This is a genomic window from Crocinitomix catalasitica ATCC 23190 (assembly GCF_000621625.1).
Taxonomy (GTDB): domain Bacteria; phylum Bacteroidota; class Bacteroidia; order Flavobacteriales_D; family Crocinitomicaceae; genus Crocinitomix; species Crocinitomix catalasitica.
The window spans coordinates 121,067-146,718 of record NZ_JHXV01000007.1 but is presented as its reverse complement, the minus strand read 5'-3'; the positions used below and the strand labels follow the sequence as shown (position 1 = coordinate 146,718).

19 protein-coding genes are annotated in these 25,652 nt (G+C 32.6%); 1 reads left to right on the top strand and 18 read right to left on the bottom strand.

Features of this window, described 5'->3' with window-relative positions:
- Nucleotides 1–30: 30 nt before the first annotated feature.
- Together T367_RS25135 and T367_RS0105570 are read right to left on the bottom strand one after the other, a co-directional pair.
- Nucleotides 31–591 (bottom strand): hypothetical protein, encoded by a 561-nt coding sequence (locus tag T367_RS25135; protein WP_027418956.1) that lies wholly within the window; start codon nt 589–591, stop codon nt 31–33.
- Nucleotides 592–828: 237 nt separating this feature from the next.
- Complete coding sequence (locus T367_RS0105570) at nt 829–3,645, bottom strand: TrlF family AAA-like ATPase (protein ID WP_027418955.1); 2,817 nt, start codon at nt 3,643–3,645, stop codon at nt 829–831.
- 533 nt (nt 3,646–4,178) lie between these two features.
- Here T367_RS0105570 and T367_RS0105565 point away from each other — a divergent pair.
- On the top strand, nt 4,179–5,267 hold the full coding sequence (locus T367_RS0105565) for a hypothetical protein (RefSeq protein WP_035842649.1): 1,089 nt from the start codon (nt 4,179–4,181) through the stop codon (nt 5,265–5,267).
- A gap of 137 nt (nt 5,268–5,404) precedes the next feature.
- Here T367_RS0105565 and T367_RS0105560 read toward each other — a convergent pair whose 3' ends face one another.
- The 16 genes from T367_RS0105560 to rplK all read right to left on the bottom strand — a co-directional run bounded on the left by T367_RS0105560 (nt 5,405) and on the right by rplK (nt 25,582).
- Nucleotides 5,405–5,986 (bottom strand): hypothetical protein, encoded by a 582-nt coding sequence (locus tag T367_RS0105560; protein ID WP_157454135.1) that lies wholly within the window; start codon nt 5,984–5,986, stop codon nt 5,405–5,407.
- 614 nt (nt 5,987–6,600) lie between these two features.
- Complete coding sequence (locus T367_RS0105550) at nt 6,601–7,197, bottom strand: GNAT family N-acetyltransferase (RefSeq protein WP_027418951.1); 597 nt, start codon at nt 7,195–7,197, stop codon at nt 6,601–6,603.
- A gap of 77 nt (nt 7,198–7,274) precedes the next feature.
- Nucleotides 7,275–8,351 (bottom strand): serine hydrolase domain-containing protein, encoded by a 1,077-nt coding sequence (locus T367_RS0105545; protein ID WP_084274318.1) that lies wholly within the window; start codon nt 8,349–8,351, stop codon nt 7,275–7,277.
- Between the two features lie 67 nt (nt 8,352–8,418).
- On the bottom strand, nt 8,419–9,033 hold the full coding sequence (locus T367_RS0105540) for a Crp/Fnr family transcriptional regulator (protein ID WP_072032168.1): 615 nt from the start codon (nt 9,031–9,033) through the stop codon (nt 8,419–8,421).
- Between the two features lie 770 nt (nt 9,034–9,803).
- Nucleotides 9,804–10,391, bottom strand: a complete 588-nt coding sequence (locus T367_RS0105530) for a hypothetical protein (RefSeq protein ID WP_027418947.1) — start codon at nt 10,389–10,391, stop codon at nt 9,804–9,806.
- Nucleotides 10,392–10,618: 227 nt separating this feature from the next.
- Nucleotides 10,619–12,019 carry an AraC family transcriptional regulator gene (locus tag T367_RS23705; protein WP_051568376.1) on the bottom strand — a complete coding sequence of 467 codons (1,401 nt, stop codon included), beginning with the start codon at nt 12,017–12,019 and terminating at the stop codon, nt 10,619–10,621.
- 200 nt (nt 12,020–12,219) lie between these two features.
- Nucleotides 12,220–12,609: a hypothetical protein gene (locus T367_RS0105520; RefSeq protein WP_027418946.1), complete on the bottom strand. Its 390-nt coding sequence runs from the start codon at nt 12,607–12,609 to the stop codon at nt 12,220–12,222.
- Nucleotides 12,610–12,700: 91 nt separating this feature from the next.
- Complete coding sequence (locus T367_RS0105515) at nt 12,701–13,588, bottom strand: AraC family transcriptional regulator (RefSeq protein WP_027418945.1); 888 nt, start codon at nt 13,586–13,588, stop codon at nt 12,701–12,703.
- Nucleotides 13,589–13,794: 206 nt separating this feature from the next.
- Complete coding sequence (locus T367_RS0105510) at nt 13,795–14,370, bottom strand: hypothetical protein (protein WP_157454134.1); 576 nt, start codon at nt 14,368–14,370, stop codon at nt 13,795–13,797.
- Between the two features lie 484 nt (nt 14,371–14,854).
- Nucleotides 14,855–15,178: a DUF3467 domain-containing protein gene (locus T367_RS0105505; protein WP_027418943.1), complete on the bottom strand. Its 324-nt coding sequence runs from the start codon at nt 15,176–15,178 to the stop codon at nt 14,855–14,857.
- Nucleotides 15,179–15,251: 73 nt separating this feature from the next.
- Entirely contained in the window at nt 15,252–19,538 is a 4,287-nt protein-coding gene (gene rpoC / locus T367_RS0105500; protein WP_027418942.1) for a DNA-directed RNA polymerase subunit beta', read from the bottom strand.
- Between the two features lie 26 nt (nt 19,539–19,564).
- Nucleotides 19,565–23,377, bottom strand: coding sequence for a DNA-directed RNA polymerase subunit beta (gene rpoB, locus T367_RS0105495; protein ID WP_027418941.1), 3,813 nt, complete (start codon nt 23,375–23,377; stop codon nt 19,565–19,567).
- Between the two features lie 110 nt (nt 23,378–23,487).
- Entirely contained in the window at nt 23,488–23,862 is a 375-nt protein-coding gene (rplL, locus tag T367_RS0105490; protein ID WP_027418940.1) for a 50S ribosomal protein L7/L12, read from the bottom strand.
- A gap of 33 nt (nt 23,863–23,895) precedes the next feature.
- The gene (gene rplJ / locus T367_RS0105485) at nt 23,896–24,420 is read right to left on the bottom strand and encodes a 50S ribosomal protein L10 (protein WP_027418939.1); all 525 of its coding nucleotides are present in this window, start codon (nt 24,418–24,420) and stop codon (nt 23,896–23,898) included.
- A gap of 14 nt (nt 24,421–24,434) precedes the next feature.
- On the bottom strand, nt 24,435–25,130 hold the full coding sequence (gene rplA, locus T367_RS0105480) for a 50S ribosomal protein L1 (protein ID WP_027418938.1): 696 nt from the start codon (nt 25,128–25,130) through the stop codon (nt 24,435–24,437).
- Nucleotides 25,131–25,138: 8 nt separating this feature from the next.
- The gene (gene rplK, locus T367_RS0105475) at nt 25,139–25,582 is read right to left on the bottom strand and encodes a 50S ribosomal protein L11 (protein ID WP_027418937.1); all 444 of its coding nucleotides are present in this window, start codon (nt 25,580–25,582) and stop codon (nt 25,139–25,141) included.
- Nucleotides 25,583–25,652: the final 70 nt, after the last annotated feature.

Genomic DNA, 25,652 nt, shown 5'->3' with positions numbered 1-25,652 from the left:
AATATTCTATAAATTTTGTTGTGTATAGTTTTATTTTATTACTTGTATCAAGTAGTAGCCTTCAAAATAGCCTTGATTTACAGAGACGTTAAATGATTCACCAGGTTTAAACTTGTCAAAAGTTTTACGAGATACCTTATTTGAAAAATCCCCATTTATTGAAGAGAATACAATGTAATAATCAGTTCCTCTACCGTATGAAACATTTTTGTCGTCAACTGTAATTTCAATTTTTTCAATTACATCACTTTTTAACCAATAATTTAAGTTCATTTTTAAACTCATAACTATTAGTAAGCTCGATAGAAAAAATAGAATTGAAACCAACACTAAAAGTAAGACACGTTTAATCGTTTTTAGCTTTGCTAAACCCATATCTATATTTTTCCATTTGGCTAGAAAAACAACTATCGCAGAAAAACTTAAAAATGTAATAATTACAATGCTAAAATTTATGTTGAATGGAGGAAGAAGCGAAATGTTATTCTGAGTTTTCAAAGCAGTAATCAATAGGATTACAGAAACAAGAAAAGGAAGCACGATAAAAATCTGTAATAAGGTTTGATGAATTGAAAATGTACTTTTCTTCATTTAATATTATTGTTGTTTTTTAATGGATTGGTAACGGTTAGTATAAGAAATCTTAGGGCAGGTGATAAGCACTTTCGTTTCGGTTTATTGCCTAGCTAAATATAAATATTTTGCTTTTATCTTTTTCTCTTAAATGCCAAATTTTATATTTAGCGGACTTTGTTAATATTCACAGACCTTTCGATTTAGCACAAACGCCCTATGTTTTTTATACATTGTTACCTGCTGGCTTTATTATTAAAAACCATATTTTTCTTTACGCAATTTAAAGGCTCTTTCACCACCTTCCATAATTGATGTAATTTCATTTCTTATTTCCTTTTTATCTATTGAACCTTCTTGTTTAATATGCCCTTTCGTTTGTTCACTTGTTTCATTATAATCACAACAAATAACTAATTCAGAATCTCCATTAACGACTAAATTCGCATTGTGGCTACTAATTATAATTTGTCTTTTCTTTTTAGAATTCCATAAGTTTTTAATAATTTTTTCAATCGCTCTATTATCAATGTCATCTTCTGGTTGGTCAATTATTAAAGGGAAGCCATCTTGATTTAGTAATACATTCAATAAGGCAGTAGCTTGTTGACCTGCAGAAGCATCTTCAAAGGGAATTTCATCTCCCATTAGATTATGAGTTTGATATTTGAATTTAGGTAAAAACTCAAGTTTTATAGTAGCAAGATTAAGAAGTCCCTCGCTTGATAAACTTTCAGATATTTTCCTTTTATTAGCTAAAGTAAATCCTATGTTGTCTATTATTGGTGTATGTGGAAGTTCTTCCTGAGCATCAGGAAGTAACTTAAATTCACTTAACAATTTAAATTCTACAATAGCCTCAGTCCATTTTTTTAGAGGTTCTGCGTCAATAGAAATTAATTCAGTAAATTCTTTGATTTTAGTTTTTTGAATATTCAAACTATGACTTGAAAAGATAGATGATACGGAATGGTAAAGACTATCTACATTTATTGTTTTGGAAAAATCGACTGTAATTAAATCATCTGATAGTTTTGTAAATAACTCGGTTGAATCTTTTAAAATTTTATTTTTTGATTCTTGAAGTGTTATAAAGTTATCATAAGTGTTTTTGAAATCTTCATCAGTAATTTTTAAACCAGATAGTTTAGTTTTCTTTTGGCGAACTAATAATTCTAGCTTTTCAAGTTTATCTTCTAGGTCTTTAATGGCTGTTAATGTAGCTTGGCTTGAAGTCGTTTTTTCTTTAGCTTGTTTATATTCAACAGCAAATGATGTCTTAATTACATTCCATTCTTCATTTAACCCATCTATGGACTTTTTTGATGCTATAAATTTCGTTTCTAAACCTATGACATCATTTAGAAGATTTTTTAGATAATCATCACGTTCAGTATTTAATGAATCAAGTTGTTCTTTATTTTCAAATTCGAAATCTTGTTTAAGTTCTTCTTCTTTTTGAAAACTTTCTATTAATTCTTTTAATGCTTGAATATTAGTTTTAATAGACGAGTATTCTATATGAACTTCATCAAATCTGTTTTTTTCATTTACATAAAATTTTGCTCTATCAATAATCTTTTTGTCACCTTCTGAGATACCTTTTAAACCAGCTTTTAATTTGACTATTTGTTCTTTGAATGATGTTGTTTCAATTATGTTTTTATTTATTTCAGATTCAAGAGATTTACTATCTGATAATTTTTCATACGCTATTTTAACATCTCGTGAAGCATCTTCAATTTTACTATCGTTTTCTTTTATTTCTTGAGCTATTGGTTGTTCTATAAATCGTTTAAGTTCTTTAGGTTTTATGGATATACTACTTAATTGTTTTTGACTATATGCTTGAATTGGTAATAAATTATTAATTTGATTTGGTCGTACACTTTGAAAATCTCCATTTCCAATTTTAAGGAGGACGTCTTCTGTTTTAGGATTTCTCTTTATTATATGTCGAGTTCCATTTACATTGAAAAAAATACGCACTTCTCCATCTACTTCTTTTAGTGTTTTTTCAATTAATGTATTCCTTTTACGTTCAATTTCAGATTTCACATCATCATTACCAAAAGTTTCTGTTTGGTCACAAAGAGCCCATCTCAAATATTCTAAAATGGTTGATTTACCAGAACCTCTACCTCCTATGATTGAATTTAGCTGTGGATTAAAGTTTAAATCGAACTTTGATAGAAAAGCAGAATTAGTAACGTCAATTTTCTCAATATATACATTAGGAATTTCGGGCGTAATTAAGCTTATACGAGATTCTCTAGCAAGGAAAGCTTGACGCAATGCCTCAGCTGTAGGTTCTTTCATTTTTATCCAAGTAGCCACATCTAGCTCTTTGATTTCAGTTTCGCCTCTATAATCTGTTGTCTGTATTATAGCTATTGGTTTAAAACCATAAGCATCAACTTGCCCGTTAATTATTTTAGTATATCCTGTTCCACCAGTTTCAAATTTCCCATCAACATAACCTCCTCCGCAAGGCATTTTTGCATAAGCTTCATGAAAACCATGGCGCATTAGGGTTTTATGACCAGAATCTTTTACATGGGGAAGAAAAACATAACGTCCTTTTACTCCATCAGTTCCGTCTAGTTTTGAATAGATATCATTAATACTACTAATACTTCCACTTGGTATTGGTTGAGTCTCTGCAGTTTTAGAATCAGATTTAGGAGCTTGAGCTAGAGACAATGTACCTAAAACTGTAGGAAATAAATGTTCAGGGAAATCTGCATCAAATATTAATAAACCTTGTATAGGTGGTGAATGAAGAGTTAGTTCAACTCCTGGGAAAATAACAATTCTATTTTCTGGTATTACAGTATTTCCATCTTCATCTAATTCGTTTATTGAAGCATTATTTATGTATTCATAGAATACCATGTCGTGATGGTCTGTAATTGCAACTGCATTTAGATTTGCATCCCTACATTCTTTTATGAATTTTTTCGCATATTCAGTTCTTTCTTCTTCAGTTACCTTTTGTCCACCTTTCCAGTTTCTATCTCTTGGTGTGTGAACTTGTAAGTCACATTTTTTATAATGATTTCCTTTATCCATAGTTTTTTTTGTGCTTGCAGGTAACAACCGAATATCTCACACGTGTTCGATATTCCTTTTATATAAACTCCACTTCAATTATCTGTTGGTAAACGCTTGTAAACACATACATGCTGCTAAAAGAGAATTTCAAGTTAGGTGTTCGGGTTGTATTTATACTCAAATATAGCATTCCTTGTTAAATATTGGTAATCTACTGAGCATTAATAGGAAAAACCCCTTTTTTTAGGTTGTGTTTGTGTTTTGGCGGTGCTGTTATAAAACCACGAGATACTCCCGATAGAAATAGGGACTTGAGGCAGCGGGAATACGACTAGCCTTTTGGGGAGAAGTTATGCTACTCTTGTATGGGTTAAACTACAACAGCTGTTACTACGGAGTGGGTTTCGTTCAGCGCGTGGCAGGGTCGATTCCAAATTTGACAATGGAGACTAATAGCACAAATATTAGTATATCATCATAAAACAAATTATAAAAATAAACGTTCCATTTTCTCTAAAAGATATATATTCAAATGAATAGGAGTTCTAATTATGAATCATTTTAAATTACATCTATTAAATAGCAAACATTTTTTAGCTGTAATGCTAATTATTTTTCTGGGTTGTCGAAAAGACGCCAAAATTGAATTAAAAGATGAAATTATAATTGAGAATGATTGCGGATTTGCATGCAATGACATTCCTCCAAGTACTTCGCCTTTTGGTTATTCAACTATTTTTACTGGCCCGCAATACTTGACACCTAAATATAATCCAGCCAATGATCAAGAATTTATTTATGTTCGAAAAAGTGAATCTGAAGGAACGGAGCTTGTCAAAGTAAATCTCATTGATATGTCTGAAACTGTTTTACTGAGTTCTGTTTATGTCAGATCCGAGCCTGTTTGGAATTCCGAAGGTTGGATTGTTTTTTCAGCACTCAATAATAAAATATGGAAAATTAAGGATGATGGTACAGACTTCACACAACTAACTTTTGGACGTTGGGATATTTTCCCTTATTTCAACTTTGATGGCGCCATTATTTATTATCATCGCAAGGTTATGTATTCCAACCCTGAATTTGAAGCAAACCCCGAGCTTTATAAGGATTCCAAAATAATTGGCATCAGCTTGAATGGAGCGCCAGTAGATTCAATTTTAGCACCGGATATTCGTAATAAACCTGACCAACCTTTTCTTTATCAAAAGTGGCACCAAGCGGACTTTGCTGATAATTTAGTATATTTTTCATGGGGCGACGGGGTAGAATATGATGGAATTTATACTTTTAATTTACTGAATAATGAAATTTTACCTGTGCATATATGGAATTTAAAAAAAGATAATTTACAATTGGTAAAAAATGTGAAATACTACGACGGGTTCATCTACCTATCCAAATTCTTAAATGATTTATTAAAAATTAATGTTCAAACTGGAGAAAGCACGCGAATTAAATGTGGATGTGATGAAAACTACTACAATACCTTAAGCATTTCACCTAGCGGTGATAAAATATTAGTTGAGCGAATAATTACAACTGTTATAAATGGTGGCGAGCTAGACGAGCAACACGAAATTTGGATGATGGATTTAGATGGCAGCAATGCTGTTAAAATTTTGGGTGATCCAGAGTAGATCTGGGAATTAACTTATTTACATTTAACACCGGTTTAAATTTAGACGATGAAATATTTAACGTGTAAATAAAATTAGCGATTTATGGCGCCCCCTAAAGGTACGGGGTGAATTTTATTTTGTGTTAGCCTATGTATTCAATCTGGGTATAACAGAGATTTTAAATGTTCGAATTCACCTTGTTGCCCAAAGAGACGAGTGTCTATTTCAGAGCCGATAATCTGATATTGAGAGCATGTAAAACAAATCTGGACTATTCCTTTAACTTCTTTTTTCTTTCTGAAAATGAGGACATCTCTATAAGTAGGCAGACACTCTGCAACTCTTATTACGTCTGTAGAGCGATATTGAAAAATTTCAGTTAGTTTACTCAAATTCTTTTTTCTTATCTCATTTCTTATAAAACCGGAGTCAAATAGTTTTTTAGCTAGTTTAGAATCTAGTATATCAGGTAATGTTTCAAACAAACAATCAGGATATCCTTTATCTTCTTGGTTCTTGGACGACCAGTAATCATGTGACTCTTCCTTGGTGATATTGTATTTAAAATGTAAAACTTGAGTATAATCTTCAAAAAATGGATGACCTTCTTCAGGATAAGTCTGATTAATTTGGACCGAAAAACAGATTAAACAAATAATTCCTACTAAAGTGATTTTCATATAATGGTAATAGAGGCCAACAACCGAATATAACCTATCTGGCCAAAGCCGAGACAAGTTAGTTTTTATTCCTTTTATATAAACTCCACTTCAATTATCTGTTGGTAAACGCTTGTAAACATTTACAAGCTGCTAAAAGAGAATTTCAAGTTAGGTATTCGGGTTGTATTTACACTCAAATATAGCATTCCTTGTTAAATAATTGGTAATGTACTGAGCATTAACAAGTAAATTATTTTACATGGTTAGTATTTTGAGCTCCAGTTATAAAACCACACAAAAGGATTGACTTCTTCGAATTTCATTTCGTGCGGTAGCATCGGGGTCCGTAATGATGTATGCCCAAGGTACTGGACAAACAAATGAGAGAGAAGAGTGATGAACAAAGGAAGGAACGTGATTTTCACTTAATATCTTAACGACCGTTCTCACAATCCTGATGAGTCTTTGAGTTTGTTTGTCGTTAACAATAGCAGTAAACTATGCGGTTAAAAAGTACATTAAAAGCGCAACCAATCCCATTGCACAAAACAAAAGAATGCTAAATTTAAAGTCAAATACCACAGGGTTATGACTTTTTAAGTTCATTCCTAGTTTTCGTGCCATTAAAACAACCACTGTAGCTATAGCAATACAAATAAAAAAGAAGGTGATATCTACCATTGTTAGCTTTAGTACTTTTTATTTATCTTAAATTCTAAAGATTTCTTAACAGTATTCCATTCACTATTTAGGATTGAAAAAACTACTGTATCTCTTAAACAACCAGTTTTATCAATTATATGATTCCTTAATATCCCATCTTGTTTCGCACCAAGTCTTGCAATTGCATCTCGCGATTGATTGTTATGTATGTGAGTTCTAAATTCAACAGCTATACAGTCCAAATTTTCAAATGCATATTTAAGTAATAGATATTTACATTCTGTATTTAATCCCGTTCTTTGAGTTGATTTTGAATACCAAGTCGTTCCAATTTCAACTCTCCTATTTTGTGCGTCTGCATTCATAAATCTAGTAGTTCCAATAACTTTATTGTCTTTTTTTCGAATTATGACAAAAGGCAAAGATTTGTCATTTTGGAATTCAGATATGGCAGTTTCAATATAGTTTTTTACATTATTTGGTTCAGGAGCAGAAGTGTACCATAAATTCCATAATTCTCCATCTTTAACAGCCTCAGTTAAACTTTCAATATGTTTAGTTGATAGAAGTTCTAGAGTTATTAAATCTCCTTTAAACTCAATTTCATTAAGCCATTTCTTCATTTATGATTATTCTTTTTTAGTTATTAAAACTAACGTTTCGGGTAAAATGCGTTTTAATGCATTTTATTGTGTTGTCGTTAGTTTTCAATTTCACTTAATATTTTCCCTATTAGTTTATACGCTAATTGTGGTTTATCAATTTGGTTGATAGTTCCAGTAATATAAACATTTTTTGCAGGTATGTTATAAGCAAATGATCCATTTGCTCCTGAATGACCAATCATTTCCGGCATTCCAGGGAATTTGAATTTCATTATTCCTATTCCGTATTGAAAGGGGGAGTAAATCTTATTCCAATCGGATTTTATATTTATGTTCTCTTCTGAGAAGAATTCACTATTAAGATAGGATTTAAGAAAAATTAAATTCTCTTTGGATGTAGAAACAATTCCTCCATCTGATTGAAAGGATTTCATCATGTTAGGAATATTTAAAGGATCATTTTTGTAGTAGAAAATTCTAGGTATAGTATCTGATGTATCGTTGTACAAATAAGTATGTTTTGTCTTTAATGGTTCGAAAATAAGTTCTTCATATACTGCTTCCATTGATTTTCCGGTTATGTTTTGAATGATTTTTCCTAATAATTGAAAATTACCGTCAGAATAGTGTGCCTTGCCTTTGGTTCCCGGAGGAAATTTTGAACCGAGTGATTTTGTTTTTTCTACTATCTGGTCAAACGTTAATGAAGTGTCTCCTACAGAAACAAGGTAGTCTAATAAACTGCTTTCATCGCTATTATTTTGCGTGAAGTAATCTGAAAGTCCTGATGTATTGGTTATAAGATGACGAATCGTAATATCATTTGAATATTCTTGACCGTTGTAAACATGCAGTCCGTTTATGATTTCCGTAGACAAATATTGCTTAATGGAATCATCAAGACTTAATTTTTTTTGGTCTGCTAATTTGAAAATAACTGCCGAGGTGTAAAGTTTTGTAACACTTGCAATAAAATAAGCATCATCTACTTCCATATTACCTGAAGCAAAATGATATGATTCATCCCCTTTACTGATAGATACAACCGTACCAAATATTTGCTTATTATCAATTGACTTATCTAAAATTTTTTGAATTTGATTGGACGGAAAATTTTGGGCTGATAGAATAATTGGAAATAGGATAGTTACGAATGGAATTATTTTCCTCATTTTGAATGAATTTTAATTTGACGCAAATATCCCTGATTTATGGATTTTAAAAGTTACCTTATGGTAATTAATCCTTTTGATTTAGTTTTTTTCGGATTCGACTTAGACTTTGGGTTGTGATACCAAGATAAGATGCAATATGTTTTTGAGGGGTTCGGAGAATTACTTTTGGTTTTTCGTTTATAATGTCAAAGTATCGTTCTTCGGCTGTTTTTAGCAATAAATCGATCTGTTGTTTTTGTTTATTTACAAAATCGATTTCAGCTGCATGCATAAAAAGAATTTTACCAAAATCAGTTTGTTTTAACTTGTTAATATTCTCTAATGAAATCTGTAACATTTCACAATTTTCAAGCGCCATTGTTTCAATAGGAGTGATCTTACCTGTATTAAGTGACATGGAATCGCCAAAAAAGTCTTCTTCAAACATTAAATCGAGACATATATAGTTTGTTTCCTTCCATACAAATACGCCCGCTGAACCAGATAAAATGAAGTAACCATACCTTTCGATTGTATTGGCTTTTTTTATGATCTCATTTTTCTTAAACGATCTCAGTTTGCAAAATTCTGCAAATTGTTCCCATACAATCAAAGGAGCTTCATAAGTCTTATCAAAAGTTTCTTTTAATCTATTTACAATTGTCGAATTGTTGTCTGCATTGCGATTTGAGTTTTTCATGAGGGTTATTATCTTTTCTAAGTTCTTTGTTATAGGTTGTTTTATTTGCACTCTAAGTGTGCTTGTCTTAACAAAAAACTTCTTCTTCGTGCGGTCTGTAATTCATAGTAGTTGATATTTCCACTTAAAAAATTTGTGAGACATCTGCAATATTCTTCTGACTCAGAGTTTAAATAACAATTTGTGTAATACACTTCCTTCTGTTCTTTAGTCCAAGTAAGTGCTGTGTCTTTGTCTGACGGATAATACTTAAAATTAATAAATAGAGTATCTCTGATTTTTAGATACGAATAGGGTTCATAGTGAAATGAATCTTTGCGATAACGTTCAATGAAAGTAGAGTCATTTATCCATTCCAGTGAATCTATAACATTTATCGGATATCTACTTTTATAGAACTTTTCATTCTTTATTTCACTGTAATAAATCCATTTCAATTCATAGTTAACAGAATCATAGTAATAATCTACTTTATAATTTAAAATCTCTGCTTTTTCTTGCCCTATTAAATAGAGGCTGGCAAAAAAACTCAAAGTAATTAAAAGCGATTTCATCATAATTATATAATCCAATAAAACAGTTAAGTTACAAACTACTGGCAATAACCTATAACGGTTGAATAAATATAAGCATTTATGCTGTCGGCGCGGAGCGCTGATATTTATTTTGTGTTGAAGGTAGTTTTTCAAGACAAGTTGAAATCAATTCACCTTTTGCGAAATAATTAAAATAAATCAAATGAGTTTTGGGCTAGATCAAATCGCAATCCTTTAATTTATTCGTGATAATTTTCTTTTCCGTCGTCTTATAATTATAAAAGATAGCACAATGATGGCAGTTATAATCAGAGTCCAAATTAATTTTTTGACCAAAGGGTTTGTTAATTTAACTTTTTCAGGAAATAATTTGTTTAACCTTTTAACATCTTGATCGAACCAGGAGTTTTCCCATCTTTCTTCCACGTTTCTGGCGCAAAGCCATGTAGATAAATTACCATTTGCGGTATTAAAACCAACAGATTCGCTATAAACCTCTCTTTCATTATCTTTCGAAGCATAGATTAAGTAGTTACTTTGGTATATCTCAAAATATGGGTCGCAAGAGCTACCTTCGTGGTATATCTCTACTTCTGAATCACTTGAGCCTTTCCATTTTTCATTTACTTTAAAAGTGTATTTCCAACGCCATCCATAGTAATCTCCTCTTGTGTCAATTGCTTCAATTTTAATTATATGACCAGTGAAAATTTCTTCGGCCCAGTCAATGGCATCATTAAAAGCTATTGTGTCACATGAGCATGCCTTTGTCGTATTCGATCCAAGAAAAATGAGAACTATTAAAAATATTTTTCCAATCATTAAGTGAGTTTGGGTAATTATCTACAACGGTTAGTATAAGAAACGTTGGGCGATAAATAAGTACTTTTGTTTCGGATTGATACTAAGCCAAATATAAAATTTTGTTTTTATCTTTTTCTATTATAAAGCCCAAATTTTATATTTGGCGGTCTTTGAAAATAGAAAAGACGTTCGGATTAAGCACCAAACGCCCTATGCTTTTTATACAGTGCTGTGTGGTCGTTTTTTTATTCAAGTATATCCTTAATTTCTTCAATGAATTTCAGTGATTCCTTTTCAATCTTTTCGGTTAAATTTCTTTTGTTATTAAAATTTGGTTTTTCAACAATTGTTTGGTCTATAATCGATAAGCTATCATCAATTGATTCTGCTAAATGGTATTTGTTCCAATCGCTACCTTTAAAAATCTTCCAATACTTTTTTCGAATGCTTTTGTTTTGACCCGATAAGCAAATCGAAAAAGACAAATCTTTATGATTTAAGATGATAACAAATTTAAGCTTTTGCTTTTTTAATTCCTCTGTTGTTAGAGAAAAGTAGGAAAAATTGGGGTCTCCTTGATAAATCTTTCCAAGTTTAAAAATTGTATCATACTCCTTTTGAAAAAAGAGTCTCAATTCTTTCATATAGATTATCAATTGATGATCATCTAAGTTGTTTTCGCATTCTTTGTTTTGAGAGTTGTTTTTCGACAGATTTAAATTGTTGATTTCTCCAAGTTTAATATTTTCTGTTTTTTCGAGTGGAATACAAATATCCATTATGAATTTCTGTTCAGGATGAGTATTGTGGTCATTATGATATATTTCAAAATAATCTCCATCTCTAAATTCATAACCATTTTCAATTACCCAAACACACATACTTTTCCAAGCCTTTGAAATTTCTTCTCCTTTAATTTCAAAATGACCAACTACATAAACGCCCTTTTTTAAGTCTATTTGCCTAATTTCTCCATCCGCATTAATATTCTTATTAATTGTTACGCAAGTACTGAATCTTAATTTTGAAGCTTGGGTAACATTAGGGTTGTCGTGATAGATAGTAATAGCTTTGAAGTTTGTAGTATTTAATACTTTTTTTTGATGTCCCCATTCCATTACCCTTTGAAACATATTACCAGCTTTATCAAATTTTCCAATATGTGATATGCCGGCAAGTTTTAGCGCTGGAAGTTTTTTTATCGTTATTTGTGCATTCATTTTAATCCATTGTTTAGTGTTTTCAATGGAACAAATATATTTTTCGGATGAAAAAGGTTCTATACCAATCTTGCTAAATAATTTTTTCCCTTCTGATTTAAATCTGGTTGGGCTAACTCCGTAGTAGGTTTTAAATGCTCGTGAAAAAGAATTGTCACTATTCAAACCGTATTTATAAGCTAAATCGATTAAAGGAATCTTTGGTTCAACAAGTATAATTGAAGCAATACGCTCAATTCTTTTTCTATTGATAAATTCATTTAATCTTTCGTTAACTACTGTTGAAAATACTCTATGAAAGTGGTAAGGTGAATAATGGGCCTTCTTAGATAAATATTCAAGTGATAGGTCCGCATCAAGATTTTTTTCAATGAAATCTAAGACGAAATTTATTCGTTTGAGATATTCTCGTCTTGTTTCGTTCATTTTATTTTGGTTTTCCAAAGTTTTACAACGGTTTACACATGAAAAGTAGCAGATTTATATAAACTAATTTTCAGTATTAAAACAAAAATAATAGAAAAGAGCCTAACTTTATGTTAAGCTCTTAACTGCTGATTTTTACAAACGATGTTGTTGCCAGTTTTATGTCATTTTTTAGATGACTTTAGGCTATTATTTATCTACTAATTTTCAGGTTGCATAACAGCAACTTCTCTAGTTACTTGCCAACGATTATCTTCCCATATCAATTCAAGACTAAATACAAACTTTTGCTCAACACCTGTTAAGTTAACTTTTCGTATTACAATTATATGACCTAAATCGCCATTTACATCTATATTACTATACTCAGCCCAATTATTTAAAGGAGCATCTCCATTGTCTCGTTTTGATTGAAACATTGTTAAAACAGTCTTTTTGTCTAACATATTGCTTTGACCATTAGTGTCAACCAAAAAGACTTTAAGGTTTTTATGGTAAAAAAATGCTAGTTGTTCTATATCAAAAGTTGTTCCTGCTTTTATTAAGTTTTCACCTACTTGTTTTAATGTTTTTTCTGATTGTTCTATCATGTCTTTATTTTTAATTTATATCAAATTTTATTTGATGTAAATGTCGACAGTGATAAAGCATAATGGATTATCAATCTGTTTTTTTAGATAGTCAATCTCTAATCGTGTTAGTTTTTTTAAGTTTTTCTTGAAATTGAAGAGGGGTTAGTTCAGTATGTTTTTTAAAAAATCGAATGAAGTTAGAAGGTTCTTTAAATCCCATTTTAAATCCAATTTCTTGAGAAGTGTATTTTTTTTCTAAAATATTTCGTTTTATCTCTAACAATAACCAGCTGTCAATAAAATCTTTAGCTGTTTTATTTGTAATCTCTTTACTTATTTCATTTAGATAATTGTAGGATACATTTAATCTTTTCGCATAATCTTTTGCATTATGTATTTCACTATAGTGTTTAATAATTAATTCTTTAAATAGATAGAATTTTTTTAATCTTTCACTATCAAAAAAAACATGTTCATTACATGCCAGTCTTTTGATTTGAAAGAGTAAAATCATAAAAGTAGAATGAATAATTTCTGACTTTAAATTATCGTCTATATCTTTATGTAAGTTTCCTATTAATTGTAAAATAGGTCTCAAAGTATCAATGCTTTTTTTTGCTATTTGAATATTTGACGTATTATAAATTTGTAAAAAATGGAATAAGTTTTTTTCATTAATATTCTGCGTAATAAAACTTTCTTCAAATCCAACTACATAACCTTTTACGGTTATTTCTTTATTAAATGAATGAATTTGTCCTTTTGCTATTGGTAAAATTGTTCCAGGAGATAAAACTTCTTCCTTAAAATCTACAAAGTGTTTACTATCTCCATCTAAAATTATAATTAAAGCATGAAATTCAATTCTATGAGGTTTTGATAAATCAAATTTATTTTCTGAAATTGTTTCATATAATTCTTGTATTGTAACAAAATCAAAAGGGAGCTTTTGTTTTACAAAACGCGAAAAAGTTATATTTTCAATTTCATTTTTCATTAATTATTTGAGTCTTTTTTAATTGGTAATGCCAAATATATGAATTGGAGCAAGGCAAGCATACCTGAGCCAATCGATTTATCTGCGCATTTTTATATCTTGTTTAATTTATAAAAATCTAGCGCCACTGCAAAAAGGAAATGACCTTTCGATCTAGCACTAAACTTTGCTCTGATTTCATATATAATGTTACCAGCTTTTTATTTTCAGATTCTCTTTATTATTAGGTTTTCAATATTTAGCGTGTCAAAATTTTCTTCCTTATATCCTAAATTATCAAAAGCTAATAATGATTTTCCCTCATCAAGTTTTGTATGGATATATTTTATTAATTTGATTTCAGTATCTGGAGCAAATCCATAAAAATCAAATGCAATTATATCATTCCGTTCAATTCCACAAATAATTGAGAATAATTTTTGATGAGCAAATCCCATTTTTCTTAAAGTATATTCAGGTTTAATATTAAAAGAGTTTAAATCGTTTTTTATTTTACTACTCTTTAATCCGAATACCTTTTCTAAATATTCTCCAACTTTTATTGGTTTAATGAAATCAAATAGACTCATTTTTAATTTACTAGGACACAAATGTATTTTTACTCCTAAATTCTGGCTATTGTAGTTTTCTATTATTTCAAATATTTTTTTCACTCCCCAATATCCGTCAGTTTGATTTTCCTTTTCGGGTACTATCTGAACCCAAAATCGTATCATTTTTCCAGAATCTAATGTAAATTCAGGAACAAGGAATTCTTTTACGTTAAAACTTGGGTATTTCATTTGTAATTCTGAGTAACAACCGAATAAAACACATTCCCATTTTTTAAATAATTGAAAACGGTTCCTGTATGCATTTAATTGCGGTCTATTCAACTCAAATATAATGTTTAAGGACTATAAAGCAAGTGACTATTTGAAGTTCTAATGGGTTGAATGGCTAATTACCTGAGTTAACAGATTAAGTGAAGACCTCAAAAACATCTAAAACTCAATCATGAACTCCCTCTACTCCGCAGTTTAGCTGCTATAAAGATGTTTAATTAAAAGATGCCGTTACACAGGATATTAATCAGCTAATAGTCGGACACGTCTATGCGAATAACAAGTTTGGTAGACCTTTAACCATTTCTAATTTATCGAAACTAACGCGCTACTTAGTATTTTACTTTGAATCGTGGATAAGAAGGTGCAAGGCATAAAAAAACCAATCACTCTCCTTCAATTCAGGACAATAATTGGTTTTATAAATATTTTAAAAAGCGTCTTAAGCCTCTGTAGTCGGTCCTCCGAAATTCAAAGGAATACCCTGTTGTGGTTGTTGGTTTTTGATTTTACCGTGCACAGATTCAAACTTATCGATATTATCTTTTAAAGCCAACATCAATTTCTTTGCATTTTCAGGCGTAACAATAATTCGAGACTTCACTTTTCCCTTTGGTACTCCTGGCATTAATTGCACAAAATCAACAATAAACTCAGTTGCTGAATGTGTGATTATAGAAAGATTCGAATATTGACCTTCAGCAATTTCTTCTGGCAATTCGATATTAATTTGATTTGGATTTTTTTGGTCTTTTGGTTCGTTCATTATCTTAATTTTTATCAATAAAAAAAGGCGTTTACCATTTTCAGATAAACGCCTTTAAGTTAGTCATTAAATATTATTTATCTTCTGTCAATTGATCATATTCAGCTTGGCTTCCTACAATTGTATTTTGAAAAGATCTGAATCCTGTACCTGCTGGAATTTTATGTCCAACAATTACATTCTCTTTCAATCCTAATAAGTAATCTTCTTTTCCGTTTAATGCAGCTTCATTTAAAACTTTAGTAGTTTCTTGGAAAGATGCAGCAGAAATGAAACTTCTTGTTTGAAGTGATGCTCTAGTAATACCTTGTAACACCGGACTTGATGTAGAAGGCACTGCGTCTCTTGCTTCAACCAAAGCTTTATCTTTTCTTTTTAATAATGAGTTCTCATCTCTTAACTTACGTGCCGTGATGATTTGTCCTGCTTTTAAAGAATCAGATTCGCCTGGATCAACAACAACTTTTTTACCAAAAAGTGCATCATTTTCTTCGAAGAAATCAGCTTTATGTACAGATTGATTTTCTAAGAATTTGGTATCACCAGCTTCAAGAATCTCAACTTTTAACATCATTTGACGTACAATTACTTCGAAGTGTTTATCATTAATTTTCACCCCTTGTAATCGGTAAACCTCTTGCACCTCATTTACTAAATACTCTTGAACCGCAGTTGGCCCTTTAATATTTAAGATATCTTTTGGTGTAATCGCTCCATCAGTTAATGATTGACCTGCTTTTACATAATCATTCTCTTGAACCAAAATGTGTTTTGATAATGGCGCTAAATATTTACGCTTCTCACCAGTTTTTGATTCGATCATGATCTCACGGTTACCTCTTTTGATTTTACCGTAACTTACGATACCATCAATTTCAGAAACAGTAGCTGGATTAGAAGGATTTCTTGCCTCGAATAACTCAGTTACTCTAGGTAGACCCCCTGTAATATCCCCTGATTTACCGGCAACACGTGGAATCTTAACCAAGATCTTACCACCTTCGATAGATTCACCATCTTCAGCAATAATGTGTGCACCAACAGGTAAGTTATACGTACGCACAGCTTCTTTCGTCTTTGCGTCAATAATCTTAACAGTAGGAATATTTTTCTTTCTTCTATTTTCAGTAATTACTTTCTCTCTAAAGCCTGTTTGCTCATCGATTTCTTCACGGAAAGTTTCACCTTCAATGATGTGTTCGAATTCAACTTTACCTTTAGATTCAGATAAGATTACCGCATTATATGGATCCCATTTACAAATCACATCACCTTTGGCAAGAATATCACCAGGTTTTGCAACTAATTCAGCTCCATAAGGAATGTTAGCAGTCATTAAAACAATTCCAGTATCAGGATTAATTACACGAACTTCACCAGAACGTCCAATAATCATTTCACTTTTGTTGCCTTCTTTATCTTTAGAAAGAACAGTTTTTAATTCGTCAAACTCAACTTTACCACCGAATTTCGCTAATAAACTTGAATCATCAGCAATATTAGATGCAGTACCCCCAACGTGGAACGTACGTAACGTTAACTGTGTACCTGGTTCACCAATTGATTGTGCAGCAATAACACCTACAGCATCACCTTTAACAGCCATTAAGCTACTAGAAAGGTTACGACCATAACATTTAGAACATACACCACGCTTCATTTCACAAGTCAGTACTGAACGTACTTCAACTTCATCAATGTCAGCAGCTTCAATTAGACGACCAATTTTCTCAGTAATTTCAACACCTGATTCTACAATTAAGTCTTTCGTTCCTGGAACGAATACATCATGAACAGTTACACGACCTAATACTCTAGCGTATAATGATTCAACGACATCATCATTTTTCTTTAAAGCAGAAACCGTAATTCCTCTTAAAGTTCCACAATCATCTTCGTTAATCACAACATCCTGAGCAACATCAACAAGACGTCTTGTTAAATAACCTGCATCGGCCGTTTTAAGTGCTGTATCGGCCAAACCTTTACGTGCACCGTGAGTAGAAATAAAGTACTCTAATACCGATAATCCTTCTTTAAAGTTAGATAAAATCGGGTTTTCAATAATATCTTGAGAAGACGCACCAGATTTCTGTGGTTTCGCCATCAGGCCTCTCATTCCAGATAACTGACGAATTTGCTCTTTAGAACCCCTTGCGCCAGAATCCATCATCATATAAATAGAGTTGAATCCTTGTTGATCACTCGTTAAACGATTCATCAATGCAGAAGTCAATCTAGTATTTGTATGCGTCCAAATATCAATAATTTGGTTATAACGTTCGTTGTTGGTAATAAGACCCATATTATAGTTCACCATTACTTCTTCAACGTCCTTATTGGCTTTGTCAACCATTATTTCCTTTTCTGGCGGAATAATTACATCATCCAATACGAATGAAAGACCACCTTTAAAGGCCATATGATAACCTAATCCTTTGATGTCATCTAAGAATTGTGCCGTACGTGCAGTACCACAAACCGCTAAGACTTTAGAGATAATATCTCTTAATGCTTTTTTAGTTAAGATATCATTTACATATCCTACTTCAGCAGGTACCAATTGATTAAAGATGATACGACCTGTTGTAGTTTCGATAATTCTTGTAACCGGTTCCCCGTTTTCATCAATATCGTTTGTTCTTACTTTAATTCCTGCGTGAATGTCTAGTTGCCCTTCGTTCATTGCAATAATTACCTCTTCAGGAGAGTAAAAAGTCATGTCTTGACCTTTAACTATCACATCATCCATCGTTCTTTTCAACTTGGTGATATAATAAAGTCCAAGAACCATATCCTGAGATGGTACAGTAATAGGAGCACCATTTGCAGAGTTACGGATATTGTGAGAAGAAAGCATTAACATTTGTGCTTCCAAAATTGCAGCGTTACCTAATGGTAAGTGAACTGCCATTTGATCCCCATCAAAATCGGCGTTGAATGCCGTACAAACTAATGGGTGAAGACGAATTGCTTTTCCTTCAATTAATTTTGGTTGGAAAGCTTGAATACCTAAACGGTGAAGTGTCGGTGCTCTGTTCAATAATACAGGATGGCCACGTAAAACGTTTTCCAAAATATCCCATACAATTGGTTCTTTCTTATCAACTATTTTCTTTGCAGATTTAACAGTTTTTACAATCCCTCTTTCAATCAGTTTTCTGATGATAAATGGTTTGAATAACTCTGCTGCCATGTTTTTTGGAAGACCACATTCGTGTAATTTCAACTTTGGTCCAACAACAATAACAGAACGTGCAGAATAATCAACCCTTTTACCTAAAAGGTTCTGTCTGAATCGACCTTGTTTACCTTTTAATGAATCAGATAATGATTTTAAAGGACGGTTTGATTCAGTTTTAACAGCAGAAGATTTTCTTGAGTTATCGAATAAAGAATCAACAGACTCTTGAAGCATACGCTTCTCATTTCTCAAAATTACTTCTGGTGCTTTAATTTCTAATAATCTTTTTAGACGGTTATTTCTAATAATAACTCTTCTATAAAGGTCATTTAAATCAGACGTTGCAAAACGTCCACCATCTAGAGGTACTAATGGTCTCAATTCAGGTGGAATAACTGGCACAACTTTAACGATCATCCATTCTGGACGGTTCTCAACTCTTGTTTGAGAATCACGTAAAGCTTCAACAACTTGAAGACGTTTTAACGCCTCTTTTTTACGTTGTTGAGAAGTTTCAGTATTTGCTTTATGTCTTAAATCATAAGACAATACATCTAAATCCAATCTTTGCAATAAATCATGTAATGCCTCAGCACCCATCTTTGCAATAAATTTATTTGGATCGTTGTCATCTAAGTATTGGTTCTCTTTAGGTAACTCGTCGATGATATCTAAGTATTCCTCTTCAGTCAAGAAATCCATATAATCTAACGGCTCACCATCTAATCTTTCAGCAATACCTTTTTGAATCACAACATATCTTTCATAATAGATAATTTGATCCAATTTTTTAGTTGGTAAACCTAATAGGTAACCAATTTTATTTGGTAACGATCTAAAGTACCAGATATGCGCAACAGGAACCACCAATGAAATGTGTCCCATTCTTTCTCTACGTACTTTCTTTTCTGTTACTTCAACACCACATCTATCACAAACGATTCCTTTATAACGAATTCTTTTGTATTTTCCACAGTGACACTCATAATCCTTCACAGGTCCGAAAATTCTTTCACAGAATAATCCGTCACGTTCTGGTTTATAAGTTCTATAATTAATAGTTTCTGGCTTTAATACTTCACCGAATGATTTTTCCAAAATCATTTCTGGCGATGCCAAACTAATTGTTATTTTATTAAAATTACTATTCGATTTTTGCTCTTTTCTATAAGCCATAATTATCTCCTCTTTAATAAAAGTTCTTAATCCAAGATTATGTTAAGTCCAAGAACTGCCAACTCATTTAACAATACGTTGAAAGATTCAGGAATTCCAGGTTCACCGAAATTCTCACCTTTAACAATTGCTTCATAAGCTTTAGCTCTACCCATTACGTCATCCGACTTGATAGTAAGGATTTCTCTAAGGATATTAGACGCTCCATAAGCCTCTAATGCCCAAACCTCCATCTCACCAAATCTTTGACCACCAAACTGAGCCTTACCACCAAGTGGTTGCTGCGTAATCAATGAGTATGGTCCGATTGAACGTGCGTGCATCTTATCATCAACCATGTGACCTAATTTCAACATGTAGATGATACCTACCGTAGCAGGTTGATCAAAACGATCACCAGTATTTCCATCAATCAAATAAGATCTACCAAAGCTAGGTACTCCAGCTTTATCAGTATATTCATTAATTTGAGCGATTGAAGCACCATCAAAAATTGGTGAAGCAAACTTAACACCTAATTCATCACCAGCCCAACCAAGAACTGTTTCATAAATTTGACCTAAGTTCATACGAGAAGGTACACCTAACGGGTTCAATACAATATCAACCGGTGTTCCATCCTCTAAGAACGGCATATCTTCTTGGCGTACGATATTTGCAACAATACCTTTATTACCGTGACGACCTGCCATCTTATCTCCAACTTTCAATTTACGTTTCTTAGCAACATAAACTTTCGCCATTTTCACAATTCCATTTGGTAATTCATCACCAACTGAAATTTGAAATTTCTTTCTTTTATAAATCCCTAATAAGTCATTTGCCTTAATAGAGTGATTATGAAGAACACGTTGAATCAACTTGTTTGTATCAGCATCCGTTGTCCAATCATTTGGATTAACGATACTAAAGTCAACAGTCATCAAGTTTTTCTCAGAGAATTTAACACCTTTTTTAAGAATTTCTTCTTTATAGTTATTAAATACACCTGCAGCTTTATGGTTTTCAAGAATTTTTAATAATTTATCAATTAAAACACCTTTCAACTGTCCAGCTTCCACATCATAGTCAGCATCCAATTGTGCCAACATTGGCTTATCTTTTGCTTTTGTCTTTCTATCTTTAATTGCTCTAGAGAACAATTTCTTAGCGATTACAACACCTCTTAAAGAAGGAGATGCTTTTAAAGATGCATCTTTTACATCACCAGCTTTATCACCAAAGATTGCTCTTAATAGTTTTTCTTCTGGAGACGGATCAGTTTCACCTTTTGGCGTAATTTTACCAATTAAGATATCACCTTCTCTAATTTCAGCACCAACACGAATAATTCCGTTTTCATCTAAGTCTTTTGTAGCCTCTTCAGAAACGTTAGGAATATCAGCAGTTAATTCTTCAAGACCACGTTTAGTATCTCTCACATCTAACGAATACTCATCGATATGAACAGAAGTAAATATATCCTCTCTAACAACTTTTTCAGAAATAACGATTGCATCCTCAAAGTTGTATCCTTGCCAAGGCATGAATGCTACTTTTAAGTTTTGACCCAATGCTAATTCACCAGCTTGTGTTGCATAACCTTCACAAAGCACTTGACCTTTTGTTACCTTATCACCTTTTAAGACGATCGGACGCAAGTTAATCGTTGTACTTTGATTCGTTTTTTGGAATTTTGTAAGTGTATATGTTTTCACATCACCATCAAAACTTACCAATTGGTCAGCTTCAGATAAGTTATATCTAATTTTAATTTCGTCAGCATCAACATATTCAACCACACCTTCACCTTCGGCGTTAATCAATACACGAGAATCACGTGCAATAATACCTTCAATACCTGTTCCTACAATTGGAGAATTAGGTTTTAATAAAGGTACAGCTTGACGCATCATGTTAGATCCCATCAGGGCACGGTTGGCATCATCATGCTCCAAGAAAGGAATTGATGAAGCGGCAATAGATGCAATTTGGTTGGTACCAACATCCATTAAACTGATCGCATCAGGAGCTACAACCGGGAAGTCACCTTCAAGTCTTGCTTTAATACGGTCATTTACAAATTTACCGTTCTTATCAATTTCCGCACTTGCTTGTGCAACAATTTTGTTTTCTTCTTCTTCAGCACTTAAATAAGTTGGAACACCAGAATTATCAACTTTACCGTTTGTTACAGACCAGTAAGGCGTTTCGATGAAACCTAATTTATTAACTTTTGCGAATACACAAAGAGAAGAGATCAAACCAATGTTTGGTCCCTCTGGTGTTTCAATAGTACATAAACGACCATAATGTGTATAATGGACATCACGTACTTCGAAACCTGCTCTTTCTCTCGATAAACCTCCAGGTCCAAGGGCAGAAAGCCTTCTTTTGTGTGTTACCTCAGATAATGGATTCGTTTGATCCATAAATTGAGACAACTGATTCGTTCCGAAGAAAGAATTAATTACAGACGATAAAGTTTTAGCGTTGATCAAATCGATCGGTGTAAATACCTCATTATCTCTAACGTTCATTCTCTCACGAATAGTTCGTGCCATACGCGCCAATCCAACACCAAACTGGTTATGTAATTGTTCGCCTACAGTTCTAACACGTCTATTAGAAAGGTGATCAATATCATCAATTTCCGCTTTCGCGTTAATCAATTCAATTAGATACCTAACAATAAGAATAATGTCAGCTTTAGTCAAGACTTTTTGATCCATATCGGTATCAAGTCCTAACTTTTTATTAATTCTATAACGACCAACCTCACCAAGATCATATCTTGAATCAGAGAAGAATAATTTTTCAAATACACTTCTTGCAGTTTCAAAATCTGGCGGCTCAGCGTTTCTCAGTTGACGATAGATATGTTCGACAGCTTCTTTTTCAGAGTTCGATGTATCTTTTTGCAACGTATTGTAAATAATTGCAAAGTCATTTGAGTTAATATTTTCTTTATGTAGAATTACTGATTTTACACCAGCATCAAGAATCAAGTCAATATGCTCTTCTTCCATGATCGTTTCACGATCAAGAAGAACTTCATTTCTTTCGATAGAAACAACTTCTCCAGTATCCTCATCTACGAAATCCTCTATCCATGTTTTTAAAACACGAGCAGCTAATTTTCTACCTAATACTTTTTTCAAACCAGCCTTAGAAGCTTTCACTTCGTCAGCAAGGTCAAAAATTTCTAGAATGTCTTTATCACTTTCATACCCAAGGGCACGGAAAAGTGTAGTTACAGGTAATTTCTTTTTACGGTCGATATACGCATACATAACACTGTTAATGTCAGTTGCGAATTCGATCCATGAACCTTTAAAAGGAATAATTCTTGCAGAATATAATTTTGTTCCGTTAGCGTGGCGAGACTGTCCAAAGAACACACCTGGCGAACGATGTAATTGCGATACAATAACACGTTCAGCACCATTTACTACGAAAGAACCTTTAGGGGTCATATAAGGTATTGTACCTAAATATACGTCTTGAACAATAGTTTCAAAATCTTCATGTTCAGGATCAGTACAATACAATTTCAATTTTGCCTTTAAGGGAACACTATACGTCAATCCTCTATCGATACATTCTGCGATAGTATATCTCGGCGGATCTACGAAATAGTCTAAGAATTCAAGGACAAACTGGTTTCTTGTATCAGTGATTGGAAAATTCTCACTAAATACTTTGAAGAGACCTTCGTCGCTCCTATTTTCAGGCGTTGTCTCCAACTGAAAGAATTGTCTAAAAGACTCTAACTGAATATCAAGAAAATCAGGATATTGAAATAACGCTGATTGACTTCTAAAGTTAATTCTTTCTTTAATGATGTTATTTGGTACCAAGGCTAAATAATTTTGTTAAAAAAAATACGAATACGAAATATTCAACTATAAAACAGGAGTAGGCACTTGCCCAAATTGAGCAGTGCCTATCCTGTAAAACTTAAGTATTTTTACTTTATTTCTACTTCAGCTCCAGCCTCTTCTAATGAAGTTTTTAGACCGTTAGCTTCGTCTTTAGAAACACCTTCTTTTAAGGCAGCTGGTGCGCTATCAACTAATTCCTTAGCTTCTTTCAAACCTTTACCTGTTAATTCTTTAACTAACTTAACAACAGCAAGTTTAGAACCACCTGCAGCTTTAAGGATTACATCGAATTCTGTTTGTTCAGCAGCAGCTTCACCACCCGCAGCAGGACCAGCAACAGCAACTGCAGCAGCAGCAGCAGGCTCGATACCATACTCATCTTTTAAGATAGTAGCTAATTCATTTACTTCTTTAACTGTTAAGTTAACTAGTTGTTCTGCGAATTCTTTTAATTCAGCCATTTTATTTAATTTTAATTTAGATTAATAATTTGATTAAGCTTCCTTTTCTGAAAGCGTTTTAATAATACCTGCCAATGTACCACCTGCACTTTTAAGTCCAGAAACAACATTTTTAGCAGGAGATTGAAGAAGTCCAATAATCTCACCGACAAGTTCTTCTTTACTTTTGATTGATGATAAGAAATCTAAATTCTCTTCACCAGTAAAAATAGCTTCATCAATGAAAGCACCTTTTAGAAGGGGCTTATCATTTTTCTTTCTAAAATCCTTGATCAATTTTGCCGGAGCATTTCCAACTTCAGCGAACATGATAGCAGTAGGACCAGCAAGAACTCCGTAAAGTTCTTCATAGTTTTTATCCTCTACTCTTTCAAGAGCTTTCTTAAGCAATGTATTTTTTACAACACGTAGCTCAATATTATTCTTAAAACATCTTTCTCTTAATTGGTTAACAGACTCTACAGTTAATCCTGCAGCATCCGTTAAATAGAAAACACCCGACTCAGACAATTTTACAGCTAAGTCTTTAATATACTGCGATTTTTCTTCTTTTGTCATAATTTCGGGGTTATTTAGTTCGCAAACGCCTTAGCGTCTATATTAATACTTGGACTCATTGTCGAACTTAAGTAAATACTTTTAATGTAAGTACCTTTAGAAGCAGTAGGCTTTAAACGAACTATTGTCAACAATAATTCTTTTAAGTTGTCTTCAATTTTGTCACTTTCGAAAGAAGCTTTCGCTACAGCCGAGTGTACAATTCCGAATTTATCAACTCTAAAGTCAATTTTACCTGCTTTTACTTCAGTTACTGCTTTTGCAACATCCATTGTTACTGTTCCAGTCTTCGGGTTCGGCATAAGACCTCTTGGCCCTAAAATTCTACCTAACGCACCAACTTTCCCCATAACAGAAGGCATAGTTACAATTACATCAATATCAGTCCAACCACCCTTAATTTTAGTGATATAATCATCCAATCCAACAAAATCAGCACCAGCTTCTAACGCTTCAGCTTCTTTATCTGGCGTACAAAGTACCAAGACTTTTACATCTTTCCCTGTACCATGTGGTAAAGCTACTGTTCCACGTACCATTTGGTTTGCTTTTCGAGGGTCAACCCCTAAACGAACTGCAACATCAATAGACGCATCGAATTTAGTAGTAGTTACTTGTTTAATCAATGTACATGCTTCAGCAACGCTATAAGCTTTCTCCTTGTCAATCTTAGACAGGATTTCTTTTCTTTTCTTACTTACTCTTCCCATTGCTTAAATTAATTAGATACTGGAAAATTGCCTGAAACAGTGATACCCATACTGCGTGCAGTACCAGCAATCATTTTCATTGCAGACTCAATTTTAAAAGCATTCATATCCTGAATTTTATCTTCAGCGATTACTTTTATTTGATCCCAAGTTACTTTTGCTACTTTGATTCGATTAGGTTCAGCAGAACCAGATTTTAATTTAGCTGCTTCTAATAGTTGTACAGCAACTGGAGGAGTTTTTACGATAAAATCGAAAGACTTATCTCCATAAACTGTTATTACTACTGGAAGTACTTTTCCTGCTTTGTCTTGGGTTCTAGCATTAAACTGCTTACAGAACTCCATGATGTTCACCCCTTTTGCACCTAATGCAGGTCCTACTGGAGGTGAAGGATTAGCTGCCCCACCTTTAATTTGAAGCTTGATTAATCCATCAACTTGTTTTGCCATTATATATATAGTTTTTGTAGTCAATCGCACTGTTATTCTCGGACGGGAAACATTCTATTACACCCGAGCA

Excerpts from the sequence above, each read along its gene's own strand:
- T367_RS25135 (WP_027418956.1), bottom strand. The coding sequence starts at position 591 with ATGAAGAAAAGTACATTTTCAATTCATCAAACCTTATTACAGATTTTT.
- T367_RS0105570 (WP_027418955.1), bottom strand. The coding sequence starts at position 3,645 with ATGGATAAAGGAAATCATTATAAAAAATGTGACTTACAAGTTCACACA.
- T367_RS0105565 (WP_035842649.1), top strand. The coding sequence starts at position 4,179 with ATGAATCATTTTAAATTACATCTATTAAATAGCAAACATTTTTTAGCT.
- T367_RS0105550 (WP_027418951.1), bottom strand. The coding sequence starts at position 7,197 with ATGAAGAAATGGCTTAATGAAATTGAGTTTAAAGGAGATTTAATAACT.
- T367_RS0105545 (WP_084274318.1), bottom strand. The coding sequence starts at position 8,351 with ATGAGGAAAATAATTCCATTCGTAACTATCCTATTTCCAATTATTCTA.
- T367_RS0105540 (WP_072032168.1), bottom strand. The coding sequence starts at position 9,033 with ATGAAAAACTCAAATCGCAATGCAGACAACAATTCGACAATTGTAAAT.
- T367_RS0105530 (WP_027418947.1), bottom strand. The coding sequence starts at position 10,391 with ATGATTGGAAAAATATTTTTAATAGTTCTCATTTTTCTTGGATCGAAT.
- T367_RS23705 (WP_051568376.1), bottom strand. The coding sequence starts at position 12,019 with ATGAACGAAACAAGACGAGAATATCTCAAACGAATAAATTTCGTCTTA.
- T367_RS0105520 (WP_027418946.1), bottom strand. The coding sequence starts at position 12,609 with ATGATAGAACAATCAGAAAAAACATTAAAACAAGTAGGTGAAAACTTA.
- T367_RS0105515 (WP_027418945.1), bottom strand. The coding sequence starts at position 13,588 with ATGAAAAATGAAATTGAAAATATAACTTTTTCGCGTTTTGTAAAACAA.
- T367_RS0105510 (WP_157454134.1), bottom strand. The coding sequence starts at position 14,370 with ATGAAATACCCAAGTTTTAACGTAAAAGAATTCCTTGTTCCTGAATTT.
- T367_RS0105505 (WP_027418943.1), bottom strand. The coding sequence starts at position 15,178 with ATGAACGAACCAAAAGACCAAAAAAATCCAAATCAAATTAATATCGAA.
- rpoC (WP_027418942.1), bottom strand. The coding sequence starts at position 19,538 with ATGGCTTATAGAAAAGAGCAAAAATCGAATAGTAATTTTAATAAAATA.
- rplL (WP_027418940.1), bottom strand. The coding sequence starts at position 23,862 with ATGGCTGAATTAAAAGAATTCGCAGAACAACTAGTTAACTTAACAGTT.
- rplJ (WP_027418939.1), bottom strand. The coding sequence starts at position 24,420 with ATGACAAAAGAAGAAAAATCGCAGTATATTAAAGACTTAGCTGTAAAA.
- rplA (WP_027418938.1), bottom strand. The coding sequence starts at position 25,130 with ATGGGAAGAGTAAGTAAGAAAAGAAAAGAAATCCTGTCTAAGATTGAC.
- rplK (WP_027418937.1), bottom strand. The coding sequence starts at position 25,582 with ATGGCAAAACAAGTTGATGGATTAATCAAGCTTCAAATTAAAGGTGGG.